The organism is Micromonospora sp. CA-259024 (assembly GCF_050936255.1).
Taxonomy (GTDB): domain Bacteria; phylum Actinomycetota; class Actinomycetes; order Mycobacteriales; family Micromonosporaceae; genus Micromonospora.
The window spans coordinates 2,495,538-2,513,451 of record NZ_JBNJND010000002.1 but is presented as its reverse complement, the minus strand read 5'-3'; the positions used below and the strand labels follow the sequence as shown (position 1 = coordinate 2,513,451).

Annotated in this window: 16 protein-coding genes and 1 pseudogene; 5 read left to right on the top strand and 12 right to left on the bottom strand. The window is 70.9% G+C overall.

What is annotated here, in order from left to right; genetic code table 11:
* Window positions 1-32: 32 nt before the first annotated feature.
* From ACQEUX_RS31295 to ACQEUX_RS31285, 3 genes are read right to left on the bottom strand one after another with little or no spacing between them, the layout of a single operon-like run.
* Window positions 33-920, bottom strand: coding sequence for a sugar ABC transporter permease (locus ACQEUX_RS31295; protein ID WP_433056172.1), 888 nt, complete (start codon window positions 918-920; stop codon window positions 33-35).
* Entirely contained in the window at window positions 917-2,554 is a 1,638-nt protein-coding gene (locus tag ACQEUX_RS31290; protein ID WP_433056170.1) for an ABC transporter permease subunit, read from the bottom strand. The genes ACQEUX_RS31295 and ACQEUX_RS31290 overlap by 4 nt, the downstream gene beginning before the upstream one ends.
* Window positions 2,554-3,801 carry a sugar ABC transporter substrate-binding protein gene (locus ACQEUX_RS31285; protein WP_433056168.1) on the bottom strand — a complete coding sequence of 416 codons (1,248 nt, stop codon included), beginning with the start codon at window positions 3,799-3,801 and terminating at the stop codon, window positions 2,554-2,556. Before ACQEUX_RS31285 ends, ACQEUX_RS31290 begins: the two co-directional genes overlap by 1 nt.
* A 199-nt stretch (window positions 3,802-4,000) precedes the next feature.
* Between ACQEUX_RS31285 and ACQEUX_RS31280 the strand changes: the two genes are divergently transcribed.
* The 3 genes from ACQEUX_RS31280 to ACQEUX_RS31270 all read left to right on the top strand — a co-directional run bounded on the left by ACQEUX_RS31280 (window position 4,001) and on the right by ACQEUX_RS31270 (window position 7,312).
* A complete protein-coding gene (locus tag ACQEUX_RS31280) occupies window positions 4,001-5,047 on the top strand; it encodes a LacI family DNA-binding transcriptional regulator (RefSeq protein WP_433056166.1) in 1,047 nt (348 codons plus the stop codon).
* A gap of 73 nt (window positions 5,048-5,120) precedes the next feature.
* Window positions 5,121-6,758: a glycoside hydrolase family 13 protein gene (locus ACQEUX_RS31275; RefSeq protein WP_433056164.1), complete on the top strand. Its 1,638-nt coding sequence runs from the start codon at window positions 5,121-5,123 to the stop codon at window positions 6,756-6,758.
* 194 nt (window positions 6,759-6,952) lie between these two features.
* Entirely contained in the window at window positions 6,953-7,312 is a 360-nt protein-coding gene (locus ACQEUX_RS31270; protein WP_433056162.1) for a VOC family protein, read from the top strand.
* Between the two features lie 47 nt (window positions 7,313-7,359).
* Here ACQEUX_RS31270 and ACQEUX_RS31265 read toward each other — a convergent pair whose 3' ends face one another.
* The 6 genes and pseudogenes from ACQEUX_RS31265 to ACQEUX_RS31240 form a co-directional block, all read right to left on the bottom strand.
* Entirely contained in the window at window positions 7,360-7,797 is a 438-nt protein-coding gene (locus ACQEUX_RS31265) for a hypothetical protein (RefSeq protein WP_433056160.1), read from the bottom strand.
* Window positions 7,798-7,878: 81 nt separating this feature from the next.
* On the bottom strand, window positions 7,879-8,265 hold the full coding sequence (locus ACQEUX_RS31260) for a GntR family transcriptional regulator (protein ID WP_433056158.1): 387 nt from the start codon (window positions 8,263-8,265) through the stop codon (window positions 7,879-7,881).
* The gene (locus tag ACQEUX_RS31255) at window positions 8,265-9,188 is read right to left on the bottom strand and encodes a YihY/virulence factor BrkB family protein (RefSeq protein WP_433056156.1); all 924 of its coding nucleotides are present in this window, start codon (window positions 9,186-9,188) and stop codon (window positions 8,265-8,267) included. The genes ACQEUX_RS31260 and ACQEUX_RS31255 overlap by 1 nt, the downstream gene beginning before the upstream one ends.
* Window positions 9,189-9,267: 79 nt before the next feature.
* Complete coding sequence (locus ACQEUX_RS31250) at window positions 9,268-9,837, bottom strand: 2'-5' RNA ligase family protein (RefSeq protein ID WP_433056154.1); 570 nt, start codon at window positions 9,835-9,837, stop codon at window positions 9,268-9,270.
* A gap of 25 nt (window positions 9,838-9,862) precedes the next feature.
* Window positions 9,863-10,888: a tryptophan--tRNA ligase gene (trpS, locus tag ACQEUX_RS31245; RefSeq protein ID WP_433056152.1), complete on the bottom strand. Its 1,026-nt coding sequence runs from the start codon at window positions 10,886-10,888 to the stop codon at window positions 9,863-9,865.
* A 186-nt stretch (window positions 10,889-11,074) separates the two neighbouring features.
* A pseudogene (locus tag ACQEUX_RS31240) lies at window positions 11,075-12,094 on the bottom strand (hemolysin family protein); the annotation flags it as partial.
* Window positions 12,095-12,289: 195 nt separating this feature from the next.
* On the opposite strand from ACQEUX_RS31240, the gene galE reads away from it, so the two are divergent.
* Window positions 12,290-13,273, top strand: a complete 984-nt coding sequence (galE, locus tag ACQEUX_RS31235) for a UDP-glucose 4-epimerase GalE (protein ID WP_433056150.1) — start codon at window positions 12,290-12,292, stop codon at window positions 13,271-13,273.
* Between the two features lie 232 nt (window positions 13,274-13,505).
* Window positions 13,506-14,675 (top strand): galactokinase, encoded by a 1,170-nt coding sequence (galK, locus tag ACQEUX_RS31230; protein ID WP_433056147.1) that lies wholly within the window; start codon window positions 13,506-13,508, stop codon window positions 14,673-14,675.
* Window positions 14,676-14,788: 113 nt separating this feature from the next.
* On the opposite strand, the gene ACQEUX_RS31225 is transcribed toward galK, so the two are convergent.
* The 3 genes from ACQEUX_RS31225 to ACQEUX_RS31215 form a co-directional block, all read right to left on the bottom strand.
* Window positions 14,789-16,084, bottom strand: a complete 1,296-nt coding sequence (locus ACQEUX_RS31225) for a sulfate adenylyltransferase subunit 1 (protein ID WP_433056144.1) — start codon at window positions 16,082-16,084, stop codon at window positions 14,789-14,791.
* Window positions 16,084-16,995 carry a sulfate adenylyltransferase subunit CysD gene (cysD, locus tag ACQEUX_RS31220; protein ID WP_433056141.1) on the bottom strand — a complete coding sequence of 304 codons (912 nt, stop codon included), beginning with the start codon at window positions 16,993-16,995 and terminating at the stop codon, window positions 16,084-16,086. The genes ACQEUX_RS31225 and cysD overlap by 1 nt, the downstream gene beginning before the upstream one ends.
* Window positions 16,996-17,070: 75 nt before the next feature.
* Window positions 17,071-17,901, bottom strand: coding sequence for an inositol monophosphatase family protein (locus ACQEUX_RS31215; RefSeq protein ID WP_433056138.1), 831 nt, complete (start codon window positions 17,899-17,901; stop codon window positions 17,071-17,073).
* Window positions 17,902-17,914: the final 13 nt, after the last annotated feature.

Here is a 17,914-nt window from a genome sequence, read left to right as displayed (position 1 = left end):
TCTTCCTCTCGGACGTACTCGTCAGGGTCTGGCTACCCCTTCACCGCTCCGGCGGTCAGCCCGGAGACGATGTAGCGCTGGAGGAACTGGAAGACCAGCACGGTGGGGATCGCGGTGAGCAGGGTGCCGGCCGCGAAGAGGCCGAAGTTGTTGTTGCGCTCGTTGCCCTGCAACATGCCGTACATCCCGACCGCCAGGGTCTTGGAGTCGGTGCTGGTGAGGAACACGTTGGCCATCAGGAACTCGTTGATGGTGCCGATGAAGGCCAGCAGCCCGGCCACCGCCAGGATCGGCGCCACCAGTGGCAGCATGATCTGGAAGAAGATCTGGGCGTGCGACGCGCCGTCCATGGTCGCCGACTCGTCCAACTCCCGAGGCAGGGTGTCGAAGAAGCCCTTCATCAGCCAGGTGTTCACGCCGAGCGCGCCACCCAGGTAGAGCAGCAGCAGACCCCAGGGGGTGTTGAAGCCGATCGACGGCCACAGGTCGGTGATCGTGCCGAAGATCAGGTAGATCGCCACGATCGCCAGGAACTGCGGGAACATCTGGATCAGGAGCAGCGACAGCAGCCCCACCCGGCGGCCGCGGAACCGCATCCGGGAGAAGGCGTACGCGGCGAGCGCGGAGAGGAACACCGACGCGAACGCCGCCACCCCGGCGATCAGCAACGAGTTGAGGAACCACCGCCCGAACGCGGTCCGCTCGAACAGCCCACCGAAGTTGCCGAGCGATATCCCGCCGGTCGGCACCAGATCGGTGGTGGAGAGCGTGCCGAGCGGGTTGAGCGCGGCGGAGAGCACGAACACGATCGGGAACAGGCTGAACAGCACGGCGAGCACGGCGACCAGGTGCCGCCAGCCGACCTGGGCGAACCAGCGGCCACGTCGCCGGGCCGCCAGGTTGTGGTTGACCGTTGTCACGCGTAGACCTCCTCCTGCTTGCGGGTCCGCCGGAAGCTGACCGCGGAGACCACCGCGACGATGGCGAAGATGAACAGCGAGATCGCGGCGGCGAAGCCGAACTGCGCGCCCTGCCCGCCGAAGGCGAGCCGATAGGTGTACGTGATCAGCAGGTCCGTGGCGCCGTTTGTCGGGTTGTCGGCCGGGAAGGGCGCACCCTCGGTGGTCAGGTAGATCGCGTTGAAGTTGTTGAAGTTGAACGCGAACGACGAGATCAGCAGCGGGGAGAGCGCGACGAGCAGCAGCGGCAGGGTGACCGCGCGGAAGGACTGCCAGGCCGAGGCCCCGTCGACCGAGGTGGCCTCGGTCAGCTCGCGCGGGATGGCCTGCAACGCGCCGGTGGCCACCAGGAACATGTACGGGTACCCGAGCCAGAGCTGCACCAGGATGACCGCGAAGCGCGCCGTCCACGCCTGACCGAACCAGTCCACATCCAGGCCGAACAGACTGTTGACCAGGCCGAAGTCGGCGTTGAACATGTCCCGCCAGGCCAGCAGCATCGCGAACGACGGCATGGCGTACGGCAGGACCAGCAACACCCGGTAGACGTTGGTGCCGCGCATCCGGGGCGAGTGCAGCACGAGCGCGATCAGCATGCCGAGCAGGAACGTCCCGCCGGTGGAGCCGATGGCGAAGGCGAAGTTCCAGATCAGGGTGCCGAGGAACGGGCCGGAGATGTTCTCGTCGGTGAGCACCCGGGTGAAGTTGTTCAGCCCGACGTTGACCTTCCAGCCCTGGGCGAGACGCTCGCCGTCGGCGGCGACGAAGGCGCCCACCTCGGCGTCGGCGGCCCAGGTCTGCCCGGTCTCGGTGTCCCGGACGCAGTCGCAGGCAGCGTCGTACGCCCGCACCGCCTTGCCCTCGTACGCGCGGGACAGGCCACTGGAGCGCAGCGCGCCACCGGCGGTGGGGACCACCAGGTCGGTGATCTCCTTGCTGCGGGCGCTGGCCTGGCCGAAGTTCAGCACGGTGTAGCCGTCGGCGGCGGTGACCTTGCCGCCCGTGGCGACCGTGACGTCGGCGGCGTCGAGTTGCCGCAGGCCCCCGGTGTCGCCGACGGAGACCGTGCCGGTGCCCGGGTCGGTGACCAGGAAGACCAGCGGGCCGGTGGCCGGGTCGCCGGTGGTGGCGATCGACAGGGCGTACTCGGCGGAGCCGGGCACCTGGGTGACGGACGAGGACTGGATCGCGACGATGGCGTCGTCCTTGCTGCCCCGGTGCCCGTCCCCGAAGTTGGTGAAGGCGGTGCTCGCGGTGTAGAGCACCGGGAAGACCTGGAAGGCGATCAGGAACAGGGTGCCCGGGACCAGGTACTTGGCCGGGATGTGCCGGCGGGTGAGATACAGGTAGAACAGCCCGGCGGTGGACGCCGCCAGCATGGCCAGGCCGGCCCACATCTCGGCGGCGATGAGCGGGAAGGCCGCCCAGACCGCCAGACCGGCGGTCAGGCCGAGCAGGAGCACCTTGCCGGCGAGGCCGGTCACGGTGATCGGGGCGTGATCCCGGCTGGCACGGGAGCGCGGGGGTGGGGAGCCGGCGGGCTCCCGGCCCGGAGTCCGCGTGGCGGACCCCGGGCCGGACAGCGGCGTACTCATTACTTGATCTGGCTGGCGATGGTCTTGCCCGCCGCGGTGATGGTGCTGGTCGGGTCGGCCCCACCGACGACGGCGGCCTCGGCCTTGCCGAACGGGTCCCAGATCGCGGCCATCGCCGGGATGGCCGGGAGCACCTGCCCGTTCTTGCCGGCCTCCTGGAACTTGGCCAGGTCAGGGTCACTGCCCTTGACCTGGTCGAGGGCGGCGGTCAGCGCCGGCGGCCGGGACTCGGCGTTGTAGAGCGCGACGGCCAACTCGGGGGTCGTGGTGTAGTTGGCCACGAACTCCTGGGCCAACGCCTTGTTCTTGGCCTTGGCGGCGACGTAGAACGCCTGCACACCCACGAACGGCTGGGCCTCCTTGCCACCGGCGAAGCCGGGGATGGCGGAGATGTCGTACTTGATGTTGGCCTTCTTCACGTCGGCCACCGCCCACGGCCCGGAGACCAGGTACGCGCACTTCTTGCCGGTGAAGGTGGCGATCGAGTTGGTGTCCGAGATGGAGCGCTTGAGCACGCCCTCGCCCTTCTCGCCCAACGCGCCGATCTTCTTGAAGGCCTCGATCGACTCGGGCTTGCCCACGCCCAGGTCCTTCGGGTCGTAGTCGCCGTTCGCGCCGGTGCCGAAGAGGTAGCCGCCGGCCGAGGTGTACAGCGGGTAGACGTGGTACGCGTCGCCGTTCTGGCCGACCTGGAGGCAGAGCGTCTCGGTGGTCTTCTTGGCCGCCTTGAGCTTCTTCCCGGTGGCGACCAGGTCCTCGACGGTCGTCGGGGCGTTGGGCGCCAGCTCGGTGTTGCGGATCAGCGCCAGGTTCTCCTGCGCGTACGGCACACCGTAGAGCTGGCCGTTGAACGTGACCGCCTTGATGGCGGTCTCGTTGAACGCGCTCTTCTGCTCGGCGGCGAGCTGCACGGGGTCGATGGCGCCGTTCTGCACCAGGTTGCCGATCCAGTCGTGCGCGCCGACCACCACGTCCGGGCCGCTGCCCTGCTGGGAGGCGCTGACGAAGTTGGTCTGCAGGTCCTTGCTGACGGCCTGGACCTCGACGGTGACCCCGTTCTCCTGGCCGAACTTGTCGGCGAACGGCTTGAGGGCGGCGGTGCGCTTGTCGTCCGCCCAGATCACGAGCTTGCCACCGGCCGCCTTGGGGGATGAGTTCGCGGCCGGCTCGTCGCTGTCGCCGCCACAGCCGGAGGCGGCGAGCGCCAGCGCGAAGAGGGCGACCACACCCGCGGTACGGATGCGCATCGGTACTCCTGTCGTCATGGCGGGTCCGCCGGGGGAAGGGCGGCCCGCCAGTGGGAACCTCTGGAAGTTCTTGCCATCCGGCGCATCGATGCTGCGCCGCTGCTCTCGCATGTTGCGGGGACGTTAGCAAGAGGTTGCAAGTAATGGAAGGGCTTGCAGAGCACCCCGCAAGAACTTGCCGGTGGGCTAAAGTGCCGCCATGCGCGCTCGACTGTCCGACATCGCCCAGCAGGCCGAAGTCAGCGAGGCCACGGTGTCGCGGGTGCTCAACGACCGCCCCGGCGTGGCCCCGGAGACCCGGCAGGCCGTCCTCACCGCCCTCGACGTGCTCGGCTACGAACGCCCCGCCCGGCTGCGCAAGCGCAGCGCCGGCCTGGTCGGCCTGGTGGTGCCGGAGCTGGACAACCCGATCTTCCCCGCCTTCGCCCAGGTCATCGAGTCGACACTGGCGCAGAGCGGATTCACGCCGGTGCTCTGCACCCAGACCGCTGGCGGCGTGACCGAGGACGAGTACGTGGAGATGCTGCTGGATCGGCAGGTTTCCGGGATCGTCTTCGTCTCCGGGCTGCACGCCGACACCGCCGCCAACCACGACCGCTACCGGGCGCTGCTGGCCCGGCCGCTGCCGGTCGTGATGATCAACGGGTACGTGCCCAACATCGGCGCACCCTTCGTCTCCTGCGACGACCGGGAGGCGGCCGAGCTGGCCGTCGCCCATCTGGTGGCGCTCGGGCACCGACGGATCGGGCTGATCACGGGCCCGGACCGGTTCGTCCCGGTGCAGCGCAAGGTGGCCGGCTGGCGCTCGGCGATGACCCGACTGGCCGGCGTCGCCGAAGCCGATCTGGGACCACTGGCCGAGCTGTCGTTGTTCGGTGTGGAGGGTGGTGAGGCAGCCGCCGGTCGGCTGCTGGACCGCGGCGTCACCGGGGTGGTCTGCGGCTCCGACCTGATGGCGCTCGGCGCGGTCCGGGCGGCCCGCCAACGCGGCCTCGCGGTGCCCGACGACCTCTCCGTGGTCGGCTACGACGACTCACCGCTGATGGCCTTCACCGACCCGCCGCTGACCACCATGCGGCAGCCGGTCATCGCAATGGCGGTGGCCGCCGTCCGGGCCCTGGTGGACGAGATCAACGGGCACGGCGCCCCGCACTCGGAGTACCTGTTCCGCCCGGAACTGGTGGTGCGCGGCTCCACCGCGGTCGTTCCGAGCACCGCCCGACTCTCTTACGCAAGATCTGCTTGACTCTTGCAACGGCGGGCCGGCATATTGCTCTGACAACCGAGCCCAAGCGCAAGGAAAACGGGGACCGCCACCGATGACCGCCAGCACCGCCACCCCGCCCCGCAGCACCGACGACGACTGGTGGCGCTCCGCAGTCGTCTACCAGGTCTACGTCCGCAGCTTCGCCGACAGCGACGGCGACGGCACCGGTGACCTCCAGGGCATCCGGCAGCGCCTGCCGTACCTGCACGACCTCGGGGTGGACGCGCTCTGGCTGACCCCCTTCTACGCCTCCCCGATGGTCGACGGCGGTTACGACGTCGCCGACTACCGGGACGTCGACCCGATGTTCGGCACCCTCGCCGACTTCGACGCGATGATCACCGACGCGCACGCCCTCGGCCTGCGGATCATCGTCGACCTGGTCCCCAACCACACCTCCAGCGCACACCGCTGGTTCACCGCCGCCCTCGCCGCCTGCCCCGGCTCGCCGGAGCGGGCACGCTACCTCTTCGCCGACGGCCGGGGCGTGCACGGCGAGCTGCCCCCGAACGACTGGGAGAGCATCTTCGGCGGCCCCGCCTGGACGCGGATCGCCGACGGCCAGTGGTACCTGCACCTGTTCGACCCGGCCCAGCCGGACCTGAACTGGCGGCACCCCGAGGTCCGCGCCGAGTTCGAGGATGTGCTGCGGTTCTGGCTGGACCGGGGCGTGGACGGATTCCGCGTCGACGTGGCGCACGGCATGATCAAGGCCGAGGGATTGCCGGACGTCGGCTTCAACACGATGACCACCGGCCAGCGCCAGGTCGAACTGCTCGGCAAGGGCCGGCTGCCCTACTTCGACCAGGACGAGGTGCACGAGATCTACCGCGCCTGGCGGCCCATCCTGGACAGCTACCCGGGCGGCCGGATGGCGGTCGCCGAGGCGTGGGCCGAGACCCCGCAACGCCTGGCCCGCTACATCGGCCCGGACGAGCTGCACCAGGCGTTCAGCTTCGACTTCCTCGACGCCACCTGGTCCGCTGACTCGTTCCGCAAGGTGATCGACACGGCCTTGGCCGAGGCGGCCGTGGTCGGCGCCCCCACCACCTGGGTGCTGTCCAACCACGACAAGCAGCGGCACGTCACCCGCTACGGCGACGGCGCTGAGGGGCTGCGCCGGGCCCGCGCCGCGAGCCTGCTGATGCTCGCCCTGCCCGGCTGTGCCTACCTCTACCAGGGTGAGGAGCTGGGCCTGCCCGAGGTCCTCGACCTCCCCGACGAGCTGCGCCAGGACCCCGCGTTCCTGCGGACCGGCGAGAGCCGCGACGGCTGCCGGGTGCCCATCCCGTGGAGCGGCGAGGTGGCCCCGTACGGCTTCGGGCCGACCGGCAGCGAGGTGAGCTGGCTGCCCGCCCCGGCGACCTGGCGGGCCCTGTCCGTCACCGCGCAGACCGGCGTGCGCGGCTCGACGCTGGAGTTGTACCGGGCCGCGCTGCGGATCCGCCACGAGCACCCGGCGCTGGCCGGTGACGCCGACGGGGTCACCTGGCTGGAGGCTGGACCGGGCGTGCTGGCTTTCTCCCGCACCGCCGGCGAAACCGTGCTGACCTGCGTGGTCAACCTCAGCGGTGCGCCGGTCCTGATCAACGGGTACGGCCAGCCGGTCGTCGCCAGCGACACGCTCACCGGGCAGGGCTCGGGCCACCTGCTGCCCGTTGACGCGGCCGCCTGGTTGGAACGGCGCTGAGCGGGTAACCCGTTCTCGACCTGGTCGTCCGTTGTGCTCCGCGCCGACGGGCGACTGGGCTACCGGCCCCTTGTGGTGGGGGGTGAGGTGGCGCCGGCGCCACGCGGGGCCCGCTCCGCGCGGCGCCGGTGTCCGTCTGCGCCGAGGTGTGCTCCGTGGCCGCCGTGGGTACCGCAGGCCTCATGGTGGTACGGATGGCACAGTGCACGATCGACGTCGAAAACGTGAACCTCATGGCCGCGTTCTGGTCGGCGGCCCTCGGCTACGAGACCGAGCAGGGCGACGACGGCAGCGCCAAGCTCTGGCCCCCGGGCCAGCCTTCCGCAACGGCGCCCACCGTCTGGTTGCAGGGCTCCGGCACGACCAAGCGGAGCAAGAACCGGCTGCACCTCGACCTGGTCGCCGACGGTGACCCACAGGCCGAGGTACGGCGGCTGATCGGGCTCGGCGCGCGGCACGTGGACGTCGGGCAGAGCGGGACCGAGCAGTTCACGGTGCTCGCCGATCCCGAGGGAAACGAGTTCTGCGTGCTGGACAGCGCACCGACCCGCTGACCAAGTCCGCACCGGTGGGCGCGCGGTGTCCCCCGCCCGAAGGCCGCTCACTTCGCGGTGAGCAGCGCCGCGATCCGGGTGAAGCCCGCGCGCACCTCGGCCTCGTCCGGGGGCTCGACGGGCTCACCGTGACCCGCCTCGTCCGCGGCGGCGTCCAACTCCTCGTCGATCACGTCCTCGAAGTCGCCGTACAGATCGGCGCTCTCGACCTGCCGGGCCTCGTCCTCGGCGGCGACCTGCGCGGCGGCGATCTCGCTGCGGATCTCGTCGGCGGACAGCGCCGGCAGCAGTGGCTCCACCACGGCCATCAGCTGCTCGTCGGCCACCACCGCCTCGGCCAGTGCCAACGCGTGCGGCCGCTCGTACGGCCCGCAGACCACCGGCTCCCACTCGTCGAGGTCACCGAGCGGACCGAAGGTGATGATCCACGGCAGGCCGAGGAGCGGCGAGTCAGCCGGCAGGTCCAGTGTCATGAGTGCGCCCACCGGCTCATCATGGGCCGCGAACGCGAGCGCCGGACGCGGTTCAGCGCAGTACCGCCCGTCCGGCGGCCGATCCGCCGCCGGTCAGCCGGGGCGGACGGCGTCCAGTGCGGCGCGGACCAGGGCGAGCGCGGTGGCCTGCGGTACGCCGAGCCGAGCCGCCTCGGCCGCGTAACCGGCCGCCGCCTGGTGCAGCCGGTCGACGGCGTCGTCCCGACCGGGGGCGACGAAGGTGCCGTTGCGCCCCCGGGTCTCCAGCAACCCGGCACCCTCCAACTCCCGGTATGCCCGGGCCACCGTATTGGCGGCCAGCCGCAGGTCCGCAGCGAGCTGCCGAACGGTGGGCAGCCGGCTGCCGACGGGCAGGCGGCCGTCGCCGATCAGCTCGGCGAGCTGCCCGCGCACCTGCTCGTACGGGGGCACCGACGAGTCCGGGTCGACCGAGATCAGCACCTGCACACCTTCCGTCATCAGCCCGCACCGCCCGGCGTACCGGGATCGCTGCCCTCGTCGACAGCCGCCGGCGGGGTGGGCTCCGCCAGGTCCACCACCCGCCCGTTCGTGCTGGTCGCGAGAAGCGCCGCGCCGAACAGCACCAACTGGTTGAGCAGGTAGAGGTAGAGCAGCAGACCGACGGCGCCGGCCACCACGGTGTACGCGGGATTGCGCTCGGTACGCACCACGTAGTACCGCCCGACCGTGTTCAACAGTGTGATGCCGACCGCCACCAGCAGCACCACCGGACGCAGCCGGGACCGGGTCATCCGCAGCCGGGGCACCGCGAGCAGCAACGCGGTGGCGAGCACCGCGTTGACCAGCACGCTGAGCACCGCGCTGATCGTGGTCAGACCGACCGACCCGGTGCTACGCAGCAGGAAACGCAGCAGCGACTCCAACGCGTCCACTGCCGCGACCGAGACGCCGAGCAGCACGAAGACACCGATCATCACGCCCAGGTCGACCAGCCGGCGCACCACCAGGTTGCCCGGCTGCTGGTTGAGCGCGTACATCAACCGCTGCGAGGAGCGGATGGCTTCCACCCACCCGCTCCCGGTGAAGACCAGGATGACCAGGCCGACCACACCAACGGTGTTACTGGAGTTGGCGATCTGCTGCGCGTCCAGGAACGGCAGGTTCTCCTTGAGGAATTCGGCTGCCGCCGCGCTGACCTCGTCGTTGTCCTCGAGGATCGCGCCGAAGATGGAGTACGCGACCAGGGCGAGGGCGAACACGGCGAAGAAGCCGTAATAGGCGATCGCCGCGGCCAGCCGCCCGGCCAGCACCTCGGCGTACAGGGCGCCGGCCCGCCACACGTGATCGAAGAGCCCTGACCGGTGGCGCGCGGCGCTCACCCAGCGGTCGATGCCCGCTTCGATCCGGCCGATCACGTTCACGCGATCATCCTCGCCGATATCCCACCGCTGTGGTGGCAACCGGCTTCCGATGCTCGCCGGCGGGCGCGTCGCCAGCGGCTCAGTCGCCGAGGCGGAAGTCCCGACGAGGCTGCCACCGGGCCTGCCCGCTGTGCGAGAAGAGGGTGAACGCGCCGACCTCGAACATCGCAGAGAAGTCGGCCAGATCCTCGTACACCTTGTCCAGGGCCTCGGGTGCCACGTCCTGTGCCACGGTGACGTGCGGATGGTACGGAAAGCGAGCCTCGCGGTGCAGGCCCGGCATCGCGGTGATGGCTGCGGCCAGCAGCTCGCACTCGCTGATCCCGGCGGCCACCGCGACGAACACCACCTGGGTGACCGGGCGGAACGTGCCGGTGCCCCGCAGGTGCAGAGCGAACGGCAGGTGCGCGGCGGCGACGGCGGCCAGGTGCCGCTCGACGGCGGGCAGGTTGGCCGTCCGGATCTCGGTGGGCCCGAGCAACGTCACGTGCGCCGGCACCGCGAGCGGGTCACCGGCCTCGACCCGCCGCCGGGTGAGCTGGGCGCCCCACGGCTCGGGGATGTCCACCGCGATGCCGATCTGGATCGTGTCGCCGGTCGGCGGCACCCCGCCACTGCGATCCACGCTTCGCGCCGCCCCTCCGGCCACCGACCCGTCCCCCTGCCCCGCGGCGCTACTCGCCGCGCACCGGCGGGAAGAACCCGACCCGCTCGTACGCGGACCGCAGGGTCGCCGCGGCGACCGCGCGGGCCTTCTCCGCGCCCGCGGCGAGCAGCTTGTCCAGCTGCGCCGGATCGTCGAGGTAGGTGCGGGTGCGCTCCTGGATCGGGCGGACGAAGTCCGCCACGACCTCGCCCAGCTCCTTCTTCAGGTCGCCGTAGCCGCGGCCCGCGTACGCGGCCACCAGCTCGTCGATGCCGCGACCACTGAGCGCCGAGTGGATGGTCAGCAGGTTGGACACACCCGGCTTGGTCTCAGCGTCGAAGACGATCTCCCGACCGGTGTCGGTCACCGCCGACCGGATCTTCTTCGCGGACCGGGCCGGATCTTCCAGCAGGTCGATGATGCCGGCTGGCGAGGACGACGACTTGGACATCTTCGCGGTCGGGTCCTGCAGGTCGGTGATCTTCGCGGTGTCCTTGACGATGTGCGGCGCGGGCACCGTGAACGTCGGGCCGAACAGCGAGTTGAACCGCTGGGCCAGATCCCGGGAGAGCTCCAGGTGCTGGCGCTGGTCCTCACCGACCGGCACCGCGTTGGCCTGGTAGAGCAGGATGTCGGCGGCCTGCAGGATGGGGTAGGTGAACAGCCCGACGCTGGCTCGCTCGTTGCCCTGCTTCTGCGACTTGTCCTTGAACTGGGTCATCCGGCTGGCCTCGCCGAAGCCGGTGATGCAGCCCAGCACCCAGGCCAACTGCGGGTGCTCGGGCACCTGCGACTGCACGAACAGGGTGCTGCGTTCCGGGTCGAGCCCGACCGCGAAGAGCTGGGCGGCGGCCACCCGGGTCCGCTGGCGCAGCAGCGCCGGGTCGTGCCCAGCGGTGATGGCGTGCAGGTCCACCACGCAGTAGAACGCGTCGTGGGTGTCCTGCAGTGCCACCCAGTGCCGCACCGCGCCCAGATAGTTGCCGAGGTGGAACGAGTCGGCCGTCGGCTGGATGCCGGAGAAGACGCGGGGGCGGGCGGGAACGTCGGACATGGCGATAATTCTGTCAGCAAGCAACCGGGTCCGTCATGACGGGCCGGCGGGTCGGCTGCGGCCTGCCGGTGTCGGGGTGCTGACCTCGCGTGGTTCGCCGGCGCCGACCCGGCGCGTCGGCCCGGCCGCGACCCGATGGTGCGGCCCGGCCACGGCCTCCCGCGCCGGACCGGCGCCGATCTCCCGGGCCGGCACGGCGTTGGGTTCGTGCCGCTGCTCGGCGTTGGGCTCGTGCCGCTGCTCGGGCGCCCGCACGGCGGAGACCGCGAGCCGGGCCACCCGGCGGCCGTCCAATGCCAGCACCCGCAACAGCCAGCCGCCGCCCGGCAGGTCACCCGTCTCGGGCGCACCGACGTCGGCCGGTTCACCGGGCACCGGCACCTCGTCACCAGCAACCGGGAGCCGGCCCAGCGCGGCCATCACGAACCCGCCGACCGTCTCGTACGGCCCGGCGGGTAGTGCCAACCCGGTCCGTTCGGCGAAGTCAGCCAGGTTGAGGCGGCCGTCCACCACGGCGGGTAGGCCGGCGTGCACCGGGTCCGGAGTGGCGTCGTACTCGTCGTGGATCTCGCCGACCAACTCCTCGATCAGGTCCTCCAGGGTGACGATCCCGGCGGTGCCGCCGTACTCGTCGACCACCACCGCCAGGTGCTGGCCCTCCCGGCGCATCTCGGTGAGCGCGGGGAGCACCCGTTTGCTGCCCGGGAGACGCTTCACCTCCCGGGCCAGCTCGCCGACGGTGACGCACGGGTCGGCGTCCGGGCGCAGCAGCACGTCGCGTAGGTGCACGAAACCGACGACGTCGTCGTGGGTGCCGTCGGTGACCGGGTAGCGGGTGTGCGTTTCGGCGCGGACCAGCCGGGCGGCCTCAGCGATGGTCAGCCGTGCCGGGAGGAAGACCACCTCGGTACGCGGCATCATCACCTCGCGGATCAGGCTGGCGCCGGCCACCAGGACCTCGTCGATGATCCGCCGTTCATCCGGGTCGAGCACCGTGTTCGCCGCGACCAGGTCCCGCAGGTCGGCCTCGGAGATGCGCTCCCGACCGGCTGCCGGGCCGGTCCCGAGCAGATCGGTGACGAGTCGGGTGGCACCATCTGCGGCGCGGACCAGCACCCGGGCAACGGCCCGGGCGAGCGGGCCGGGGTCGCGGCGGGGTCGCACCCGCACGCGTCGCCGGAGCCCACTACGGGCCGCTTCCCGCATGACAGAGATGGTAGACACCCCACGCCCACCGCACCGGGGATCACACGGAGCGGACCCTGCATGTTCGGCTCTGTTTAATCGTGAAAGATTATGATGGAATGGGGATGACGGTGGCGTCGGCGCGGGTGCCGACCGCCGCCTTAGGGTGATCACCGAAGGGCCACGTCCCGGGCGGGCCAGGCAGGAGGCAACGACGTGAAACTGCTCGTCACCGGGGGCGCCGGGTTCATCGGCAGCGTAGTGACCCGGATGCTGCTCGACGCGGGGCACCAGGTGGTCGTCCTGGACGACCTGCGCACCGGCCACCGCGAGGCGCTCGCCCCGGACGCGACCCACGTCGAGGCGTCCATCCACGACGCCGCCCGCATCATCACCCCGGACGCCGGCTTCGACGCGGTGCTGCACTTCGCCGCCCTGATCGCCGCCGGCGAGTCGATGGTCAAGCCGGAGCTGTACTGGCAGAACAACACCATCGGCACGCTCGCCCTGATCGACGCGGTCCGGGCCGCCGGGGTGCCCCGAATGGTCTTCTCCTCCACCGCCGCCGTCTACGGCAACCCCACCGAACTGCCCATCACGGAGACCGCGGTCAAGGCGCCCACCAACACGTACGGCGCGACCAAGCTCGCCGTCGACATGGCGCTCACCTCCGAGGCGATCGCGCACGGGCTGGCCGCCGTGTCGCTGCGCTACTTCAACGTGGCGGGCGCCCACCTCGACGGCGACGTCGCACTCGGCGAACGGCACGACCCGGAGACGCACCTGATCCCGATCGCGCTGGAGGTTGCCGCCGGCCGACGGGAGAAGCTCCAGCTCTTCGGCGACGACTACCCCACCGTGGACGGCACCTGCGTCCGCGACTACATCCACGTCGCCGATCTGGCTCGGGCGCACCTGCTGGCACTGGACGTGGCGACCAGCGGCCAGCACCGGATCTACAACCTGGGCAACGGCAACGGCTTCACCAACCGCCAGGTCGTCGACGTGGTCCGCGAGGTCACCGGGCACCAGCTGCCGGTCGAGGTGGCTCCGCGCCGTGACGGCGACCCGGCCGAGTTGGTCGCCTCGTCCGCGCTGGCCCGCGACGAGCTGGGCTGGGTGCCGCAGAAGCCGACCCTGCACGACATGGTCGGCGACGCCTGGGCCTTCTACCGCACGCACATCCTGGAGCAAGGGTGAGCGCGAGGAGTGAGCCGGGCTTGCGAGCCCCGCAGTCGCGAACGGATGCGGCACGGTGAGCGCGAGGAGTGAGCCGGGCTTGCGAGCCCCGCAGTCGCGAACGGATGCGGCACGGTGAGCGCGAGGAGTGAGCCGGGTTTGCGAGCCCCGCAGTCGCGAACGGATGCGGCACGGTGAGCGCGGGGAGTGAGCCGGGTTTGCGAGCCCCGCAGTCGCGAACGGAGGAGACACCGTGACCCACCCCACCGGTGACGTCGCCGAGCGGGCCGCCGCTGGCTTCAGCGCGCAGTTCGGCGGCCAGGCCGCCGGCCGCTGGGCGGCTCCCGGCCGGGTCAACCTGATCGGCGAGCACACCGACTACAACGACGGGTTCGTGCTGCCCTTCGCGCTGCCGCTGCGCACCGTCGTCGCGGCCGACCGGCAGGACGGGGAGCACTGGACGGTCTGGTCCGAGCTATCCGGCGAGACGATCACCTTCGGCGCGGACGACGTCGCCGAGCCGGGTCGGGTCACCGGCTGGGGCGCGTACGTCGCCGGGGTGGTCTGGGCGTTACGTGAGGCCGGCCATCCGGTGCCGGGCGCCCGGCTGGCGATCGCCTCCGATGTGCCGCTGGGCTCCGGGCTCTCCTCCTCCGCCGCGCTGGAGGCAGCCGTGCTGGCCGCCCTGCTCGACCTCGGTGGTCTGGAGCTGCCCGCCGAGCGGCAGCCTGGGCTGGCGCAGCGAGCGGAGAACGTCTACGTGGGCGCGCCGACCGGGATCATGGACCAGTCCGCGGTGATCCGCTGCCGCGCCGGCCACGCCCTCTTCCTGGACTGCCGCGACGAGTCGGTCGAGCAGATCCCGTTCGACCTGGACGCCGCAGGGCTGGCTGTGCTGGTCATCGACAGCCGGGCGCCGCACCGGCACGCCGACGGTGAGTACGCTGCCCGCCGTCGATCCTGTGAGGCGGCCGCGGAGGCGCTGGGCGTCGTCGCCCTGCGCGACGTGGGCGTCGACCAGCTCGACGCCGCACTGGCCCGGCTCGACGACGAGGAGACCCGGCGACGGGTCCGGCACGTGGTCACCGAGGACCAGCGCGTACTGGACACGGTGGCGCTGCTGCGCGCCACCCGGGTCCGCGACATCGGCCCCCTGCTCACCGCCTCGCACGTCTCGATGCGCGACGACTTCGAGATCACCGTGCCGGAGATCGACACCGCGGTCGAGGCGGCGTTGGCGGCCGGTGCGCTGGGTGCCCGGATGACCGGCGGCGGCTTCGGCGGCTGCGTCCTCGCCCTGGTCGAGGCCGACCGCGCCGACGCGGTCGCCGCCGCCGTCGCGGCCGCGTACGCCGAGCACGACTTCGCCGCCCCCGGCACCGTGACAGTCCTCCCAGCCCCCGGCGCCACCCGCCTGAACTGACCCCACCCCCACCGGGTTGATCAAGAGGTTTGCGTCAGAATCCAGGCTCGGACTGACGCAAACCTCTTGATCACCGGTCGAGGCGGAGTGGGGTGGGGTGGGACGGGTTCTGGTTAGGCGGCTTCGACGATCATGGCGGCGCCCACCGTGCGGTTGGTGGTCTCGTCGATGATGACGAAGCCTCCGGTGGTGCGGTTGCGGCGGTACTCGTCGGCCAGCAGCGGCACCGTGGTGCGCAGCCGCACCCGGCCGATCTCGTTGAGCCGCAGCTCGTCCGCCGACTCGTCACGGTGCAGTGAGTTGATGTCCAACCGGTAGTGCAGCCCGCGCACGATCGCCCGCGCCGACCGGGTGGTGTGCTTGATCGCGTACCGGCCGCCGACCCGCAGAGGGGCCGTCTCGTCCATCCAGCACACCATCGCCTCGATGTCCTGGGCCACCGCCGGTGCGTTGTTCGGCCGGCAGATCAAGTCGCCCCGTGAAATGTCGATCTCGTCGGCCAGTCGTACCGTCACCGACATGGGCGGGAACGCCTCCGTGACCGGCCCGTCGGCGGTCTCCACGGCGGCGATCCGGCTGGTGAAGCCGGAGGGCAGCACCATCACCTCGTCACCCGGCTTGAGGATGCCGGAGGCGACCTGACCGGCGTAACCGCGGTAGTCGGTGATCGTGGTGGACTGCGGACGGATCACGTACTGCACCGGGAACCGGACGTCGACCAGGTTGCGGTCGCTCGCGATGTGCACCCGCTCCAGGTGGTGCAGCAGCGACGGGCCCTCGTACCAGGGCATGTTCTCGGATCGGGCGACGATGTTGTCGCCGCGCAACGCGGAGATCGGCACCACGGTCAGGTCCGGTACGTCGAGCTTCGCGGCGAACGCGGTGAACTCGTCGGCGATCCGCTCGTAGACGTCCTGCGACCAGTCCACCAGGTCCATCTTGTTGACACAGAGGACCAGGTGCGGCACCCGCAACAGGGAGCACAGGAACGCGTGCCGGCGGGACTGCTCGACCAGGCCCTTGCGCGCATCCACCAGGATCAGCGCCAGGTCGGCGGTGGACGCCCCGGTGACCATGTTGCGCGTGTACTGGATGTGCCCGGGGGTGTCGGCGATGATGAACTTGCGCCGGGGGGTGGCGAAGTAGCGGTACGCCACGTCGATGGTGATGCCCTGCTCCCGCTCGGCACGCAGACCGTCGGTGAGCAACGCCAGGTTGGTGTATTCGTCACCGCGGGCCGCGCTGACCGCTTCCACCGCGGCCAACTGGTCGGTGAAGAGCGACTTGGTGTCGTAGAGCAGCCGACCGATCAGGGTCGACTTCCCGTCGTCCACGCTGCCGGCGGTGGCGAACCGCAGCAGGTCCATCGCCCGGGCGTCAGCGGCCGGAGCCACGATCTCGGTGCTCATCAGAAGTAGCCCTCCCGCTTGCGGTCCTCCATGGCGGCCTCGCTGACCCGGTCGTCACCACGGGTCGCGCCACGCTCGGTGATCCGGGTGGCAGCCACCTCCTCGATGACCTTCTCCACGGTGTCCGCGTCGGAACGGACCGCGGCGGTGCAGGAGGCGTCGCCCACGGTGCGATAGCGCACCTGTGCCTTGAACCGCTCCTCGCCCGCCCGCGGGCGGAAGAACTCGTTGACGGCGTAGAACATGCCGTCCCGCTCGATCACCTCGCGCTCGTGCGCGTAGTAGATCGAGGGCAGGGGGATGCGTTCCCGGGCGATGTAGTGCCAGACGTCCAGCTCGGTCCAGTTGGACAGCGGGAAGACCCGGATCGACTCGCCCGGGTGATGCCGGCCGTTGTAGAGCGACCACAGCTCCGGACGCTGGTTCTTCGGATCCCATTGGCCGAACTCGTCGCGGAAGCTGAACACCCGCTCCTTCGCCCGAGCCTTCTCCTCGTCCCGGCGGGCGCCACCGAACAGGGCGTCGAAGCGGTGCTTCTCCACCGCGTCCAGCAGCACCGGCGTCTGGATCCGGTTGCGCGTCCCGTCACCGGGCTCCCGGACCATGCCGCTCGCCAGGGCCGCCGGCACGCTCGCCACCACGAGCTGCAACCCCAACTCGGCGACCCGCTGGTCGCGGTATTCCAGGACCTCGGGGAAATTGTGCCCGGTGTCGACGTGCATGACGGGGAAGGGGATGTTGGCCGGGGCGAACGCCTTCTGCGCCAGCCGCAGCATGACGATCGAATCCTTGCCGCCGGAGAAGAGCATCACCGGTCGTTCCATCTCGGCGACCACCTCGCGCATCACGAAGATGCTCTCCGCCTCCAGGGCGTCCAGGTGGGAGAACCGGTAGGCCGCGGGGGTGGTCATGACACCGGCTCGATTCGCTCGCTCATCCGATTTCCAGACCTTTCCCGTCGGGCATGTCAAGAAAGTGCGCTCAGGCTACCCGGAATGTCTCTGCAGCGCTGCAAGCAACCGAGTGGCGAGATCCTTGCGACAGACCAGCAGGTCGGGCAGCCGCGGATCCGCCTCGTTGTATTTCAGCGCAGAACCGTCGATCCGGGAAGCGTGCAGTCCGGTGGCCGTCGCCACAGCGACCGGGGCCGCCGAGTCCCACTCGTACTGCCCACCGGCGTGAATGTAGGCGTCCACCTCGCCGGTGACCACGGCAGCGATCTTCGCCCCGGCCGAGCCCATCGGCACCAGGTGCGCCCCGACGTCCTCGGCCAGGTCGGTGAGGAAGACGGGCGGCCGGCTCCGGCTCGCCGCCAGGCGGATCTTCCGCTCGCCGGCCGTCGCCGCCTCCACCGTCATCGGTGGATAAGCCGGCGGGTAGTCCGTGCCCAGCACCCGGTGCTGCGCCGGCAGCCCGACCGCCCCGGCGGCCAGCCCGTGCGGGCTCGGCGCGTCACGCGCCCAGAGCGCCACATGCACCGCCCAGTCCGAGCGGCCCTCCTCGGAGAACTCCCGGGTGCCGTCCAACGGGTCGATGATCCACACCCGGTCCGCGGTCAACCGGGACACCGCTCCGGTGTTCACCTCCGCCGCCCAGGCCAGCCGGGACCCCTCGTCCTCCTCGGAGAGCACCGCGTCGCCCGGCCGCCACTTCGCCAACTCCGTGCGGATCAGGTCGTGCGACACCTTGTCCCCGGCCGACTTCAGCGCGCCGGTGTCCGCGAAACCCATCTCCGTGCGCAGGTCGAGCAGCGCCTGCCCGGCCCGGGACGCCAACCATCGGGCGAACGCGCCATCGATCATCGGAGGATTGCTCATCTGCCCGCTCCCG

Bases quoted from the DNA above. Each gene is read 5' to 3' on its own strand.
- ACQEUX_RS31290 (WP_433056170.1), bottom strand. From the start codon at position 2,554: ATGAGTACGCCGCTGTCCGGCCCGGGGTCCGCCACGCGGACTCCGGGC.
- ACQEUX_RS31285 (WP_433056168.1), bottom strand. From the start codon at position 3,801: ATGCGCATCCGTACCGCGGGTGTGGTCGCCCTCTTCGCGCTGGCGCTC.
- ACQEUX_RS31280 (WP_433056166.1), top strand. From the start codon at position 4,001: ATGCGCGCTCGACTGTCCGACATCGCCCAGCAGGCCGAAGTCAGCGAG.
- ACQEUX_RS31275 (WP_433056164.1), top strand. From the start codon at position 5,121: ATGACCGCCAGCACCGCCACCCCGCCCCGCAGCACCGACGACGACTGG.
- ACQEUX_RS31270 (WP_433056162.1), top strand. From the start codon at position 6,953: ATGGCACAGTGCACGATCGACGTCGAAAACGTGAACCTCATGGCCGCG.
- ACQEUX_RS31260 (WP_433056158.1), bottom strand. From the start codon at position 8,265: ATGACGGAAGGTGTGCAGGTGCTGATCTCGGTCGACCCGGACTCGTCG.
- trpS (WP_433056152.1), bottom strand. From the start codon at position 10,888: ATGTCCGACGTTCCCGCCCGCCCCCGCGTCTTCTCCGGCATCCAGCCG.
- ACQEUX_RS31225 (WP_433056144.1), bottom strand. From the start codon at position 16,084: ATGAGCACCGAGATCGTGGCTCCGGCCGCTGACGCCCGGGCGATGGAC.
- cysD (WP_433056141.1), bottom strand. From the start codon at position 16,995: ATGACCACCCCCGCGGCCTACCGGTTCTCCCACCTGGACGCCCTGGAG.
- ACQEUX_RS31215 (WP_433056138.1), bottom strand. From the start codon at position 17,901: ATGAGCAATCCTCCGATGATCGATGGCGCGTTCGCCCGATGGTTGGCG.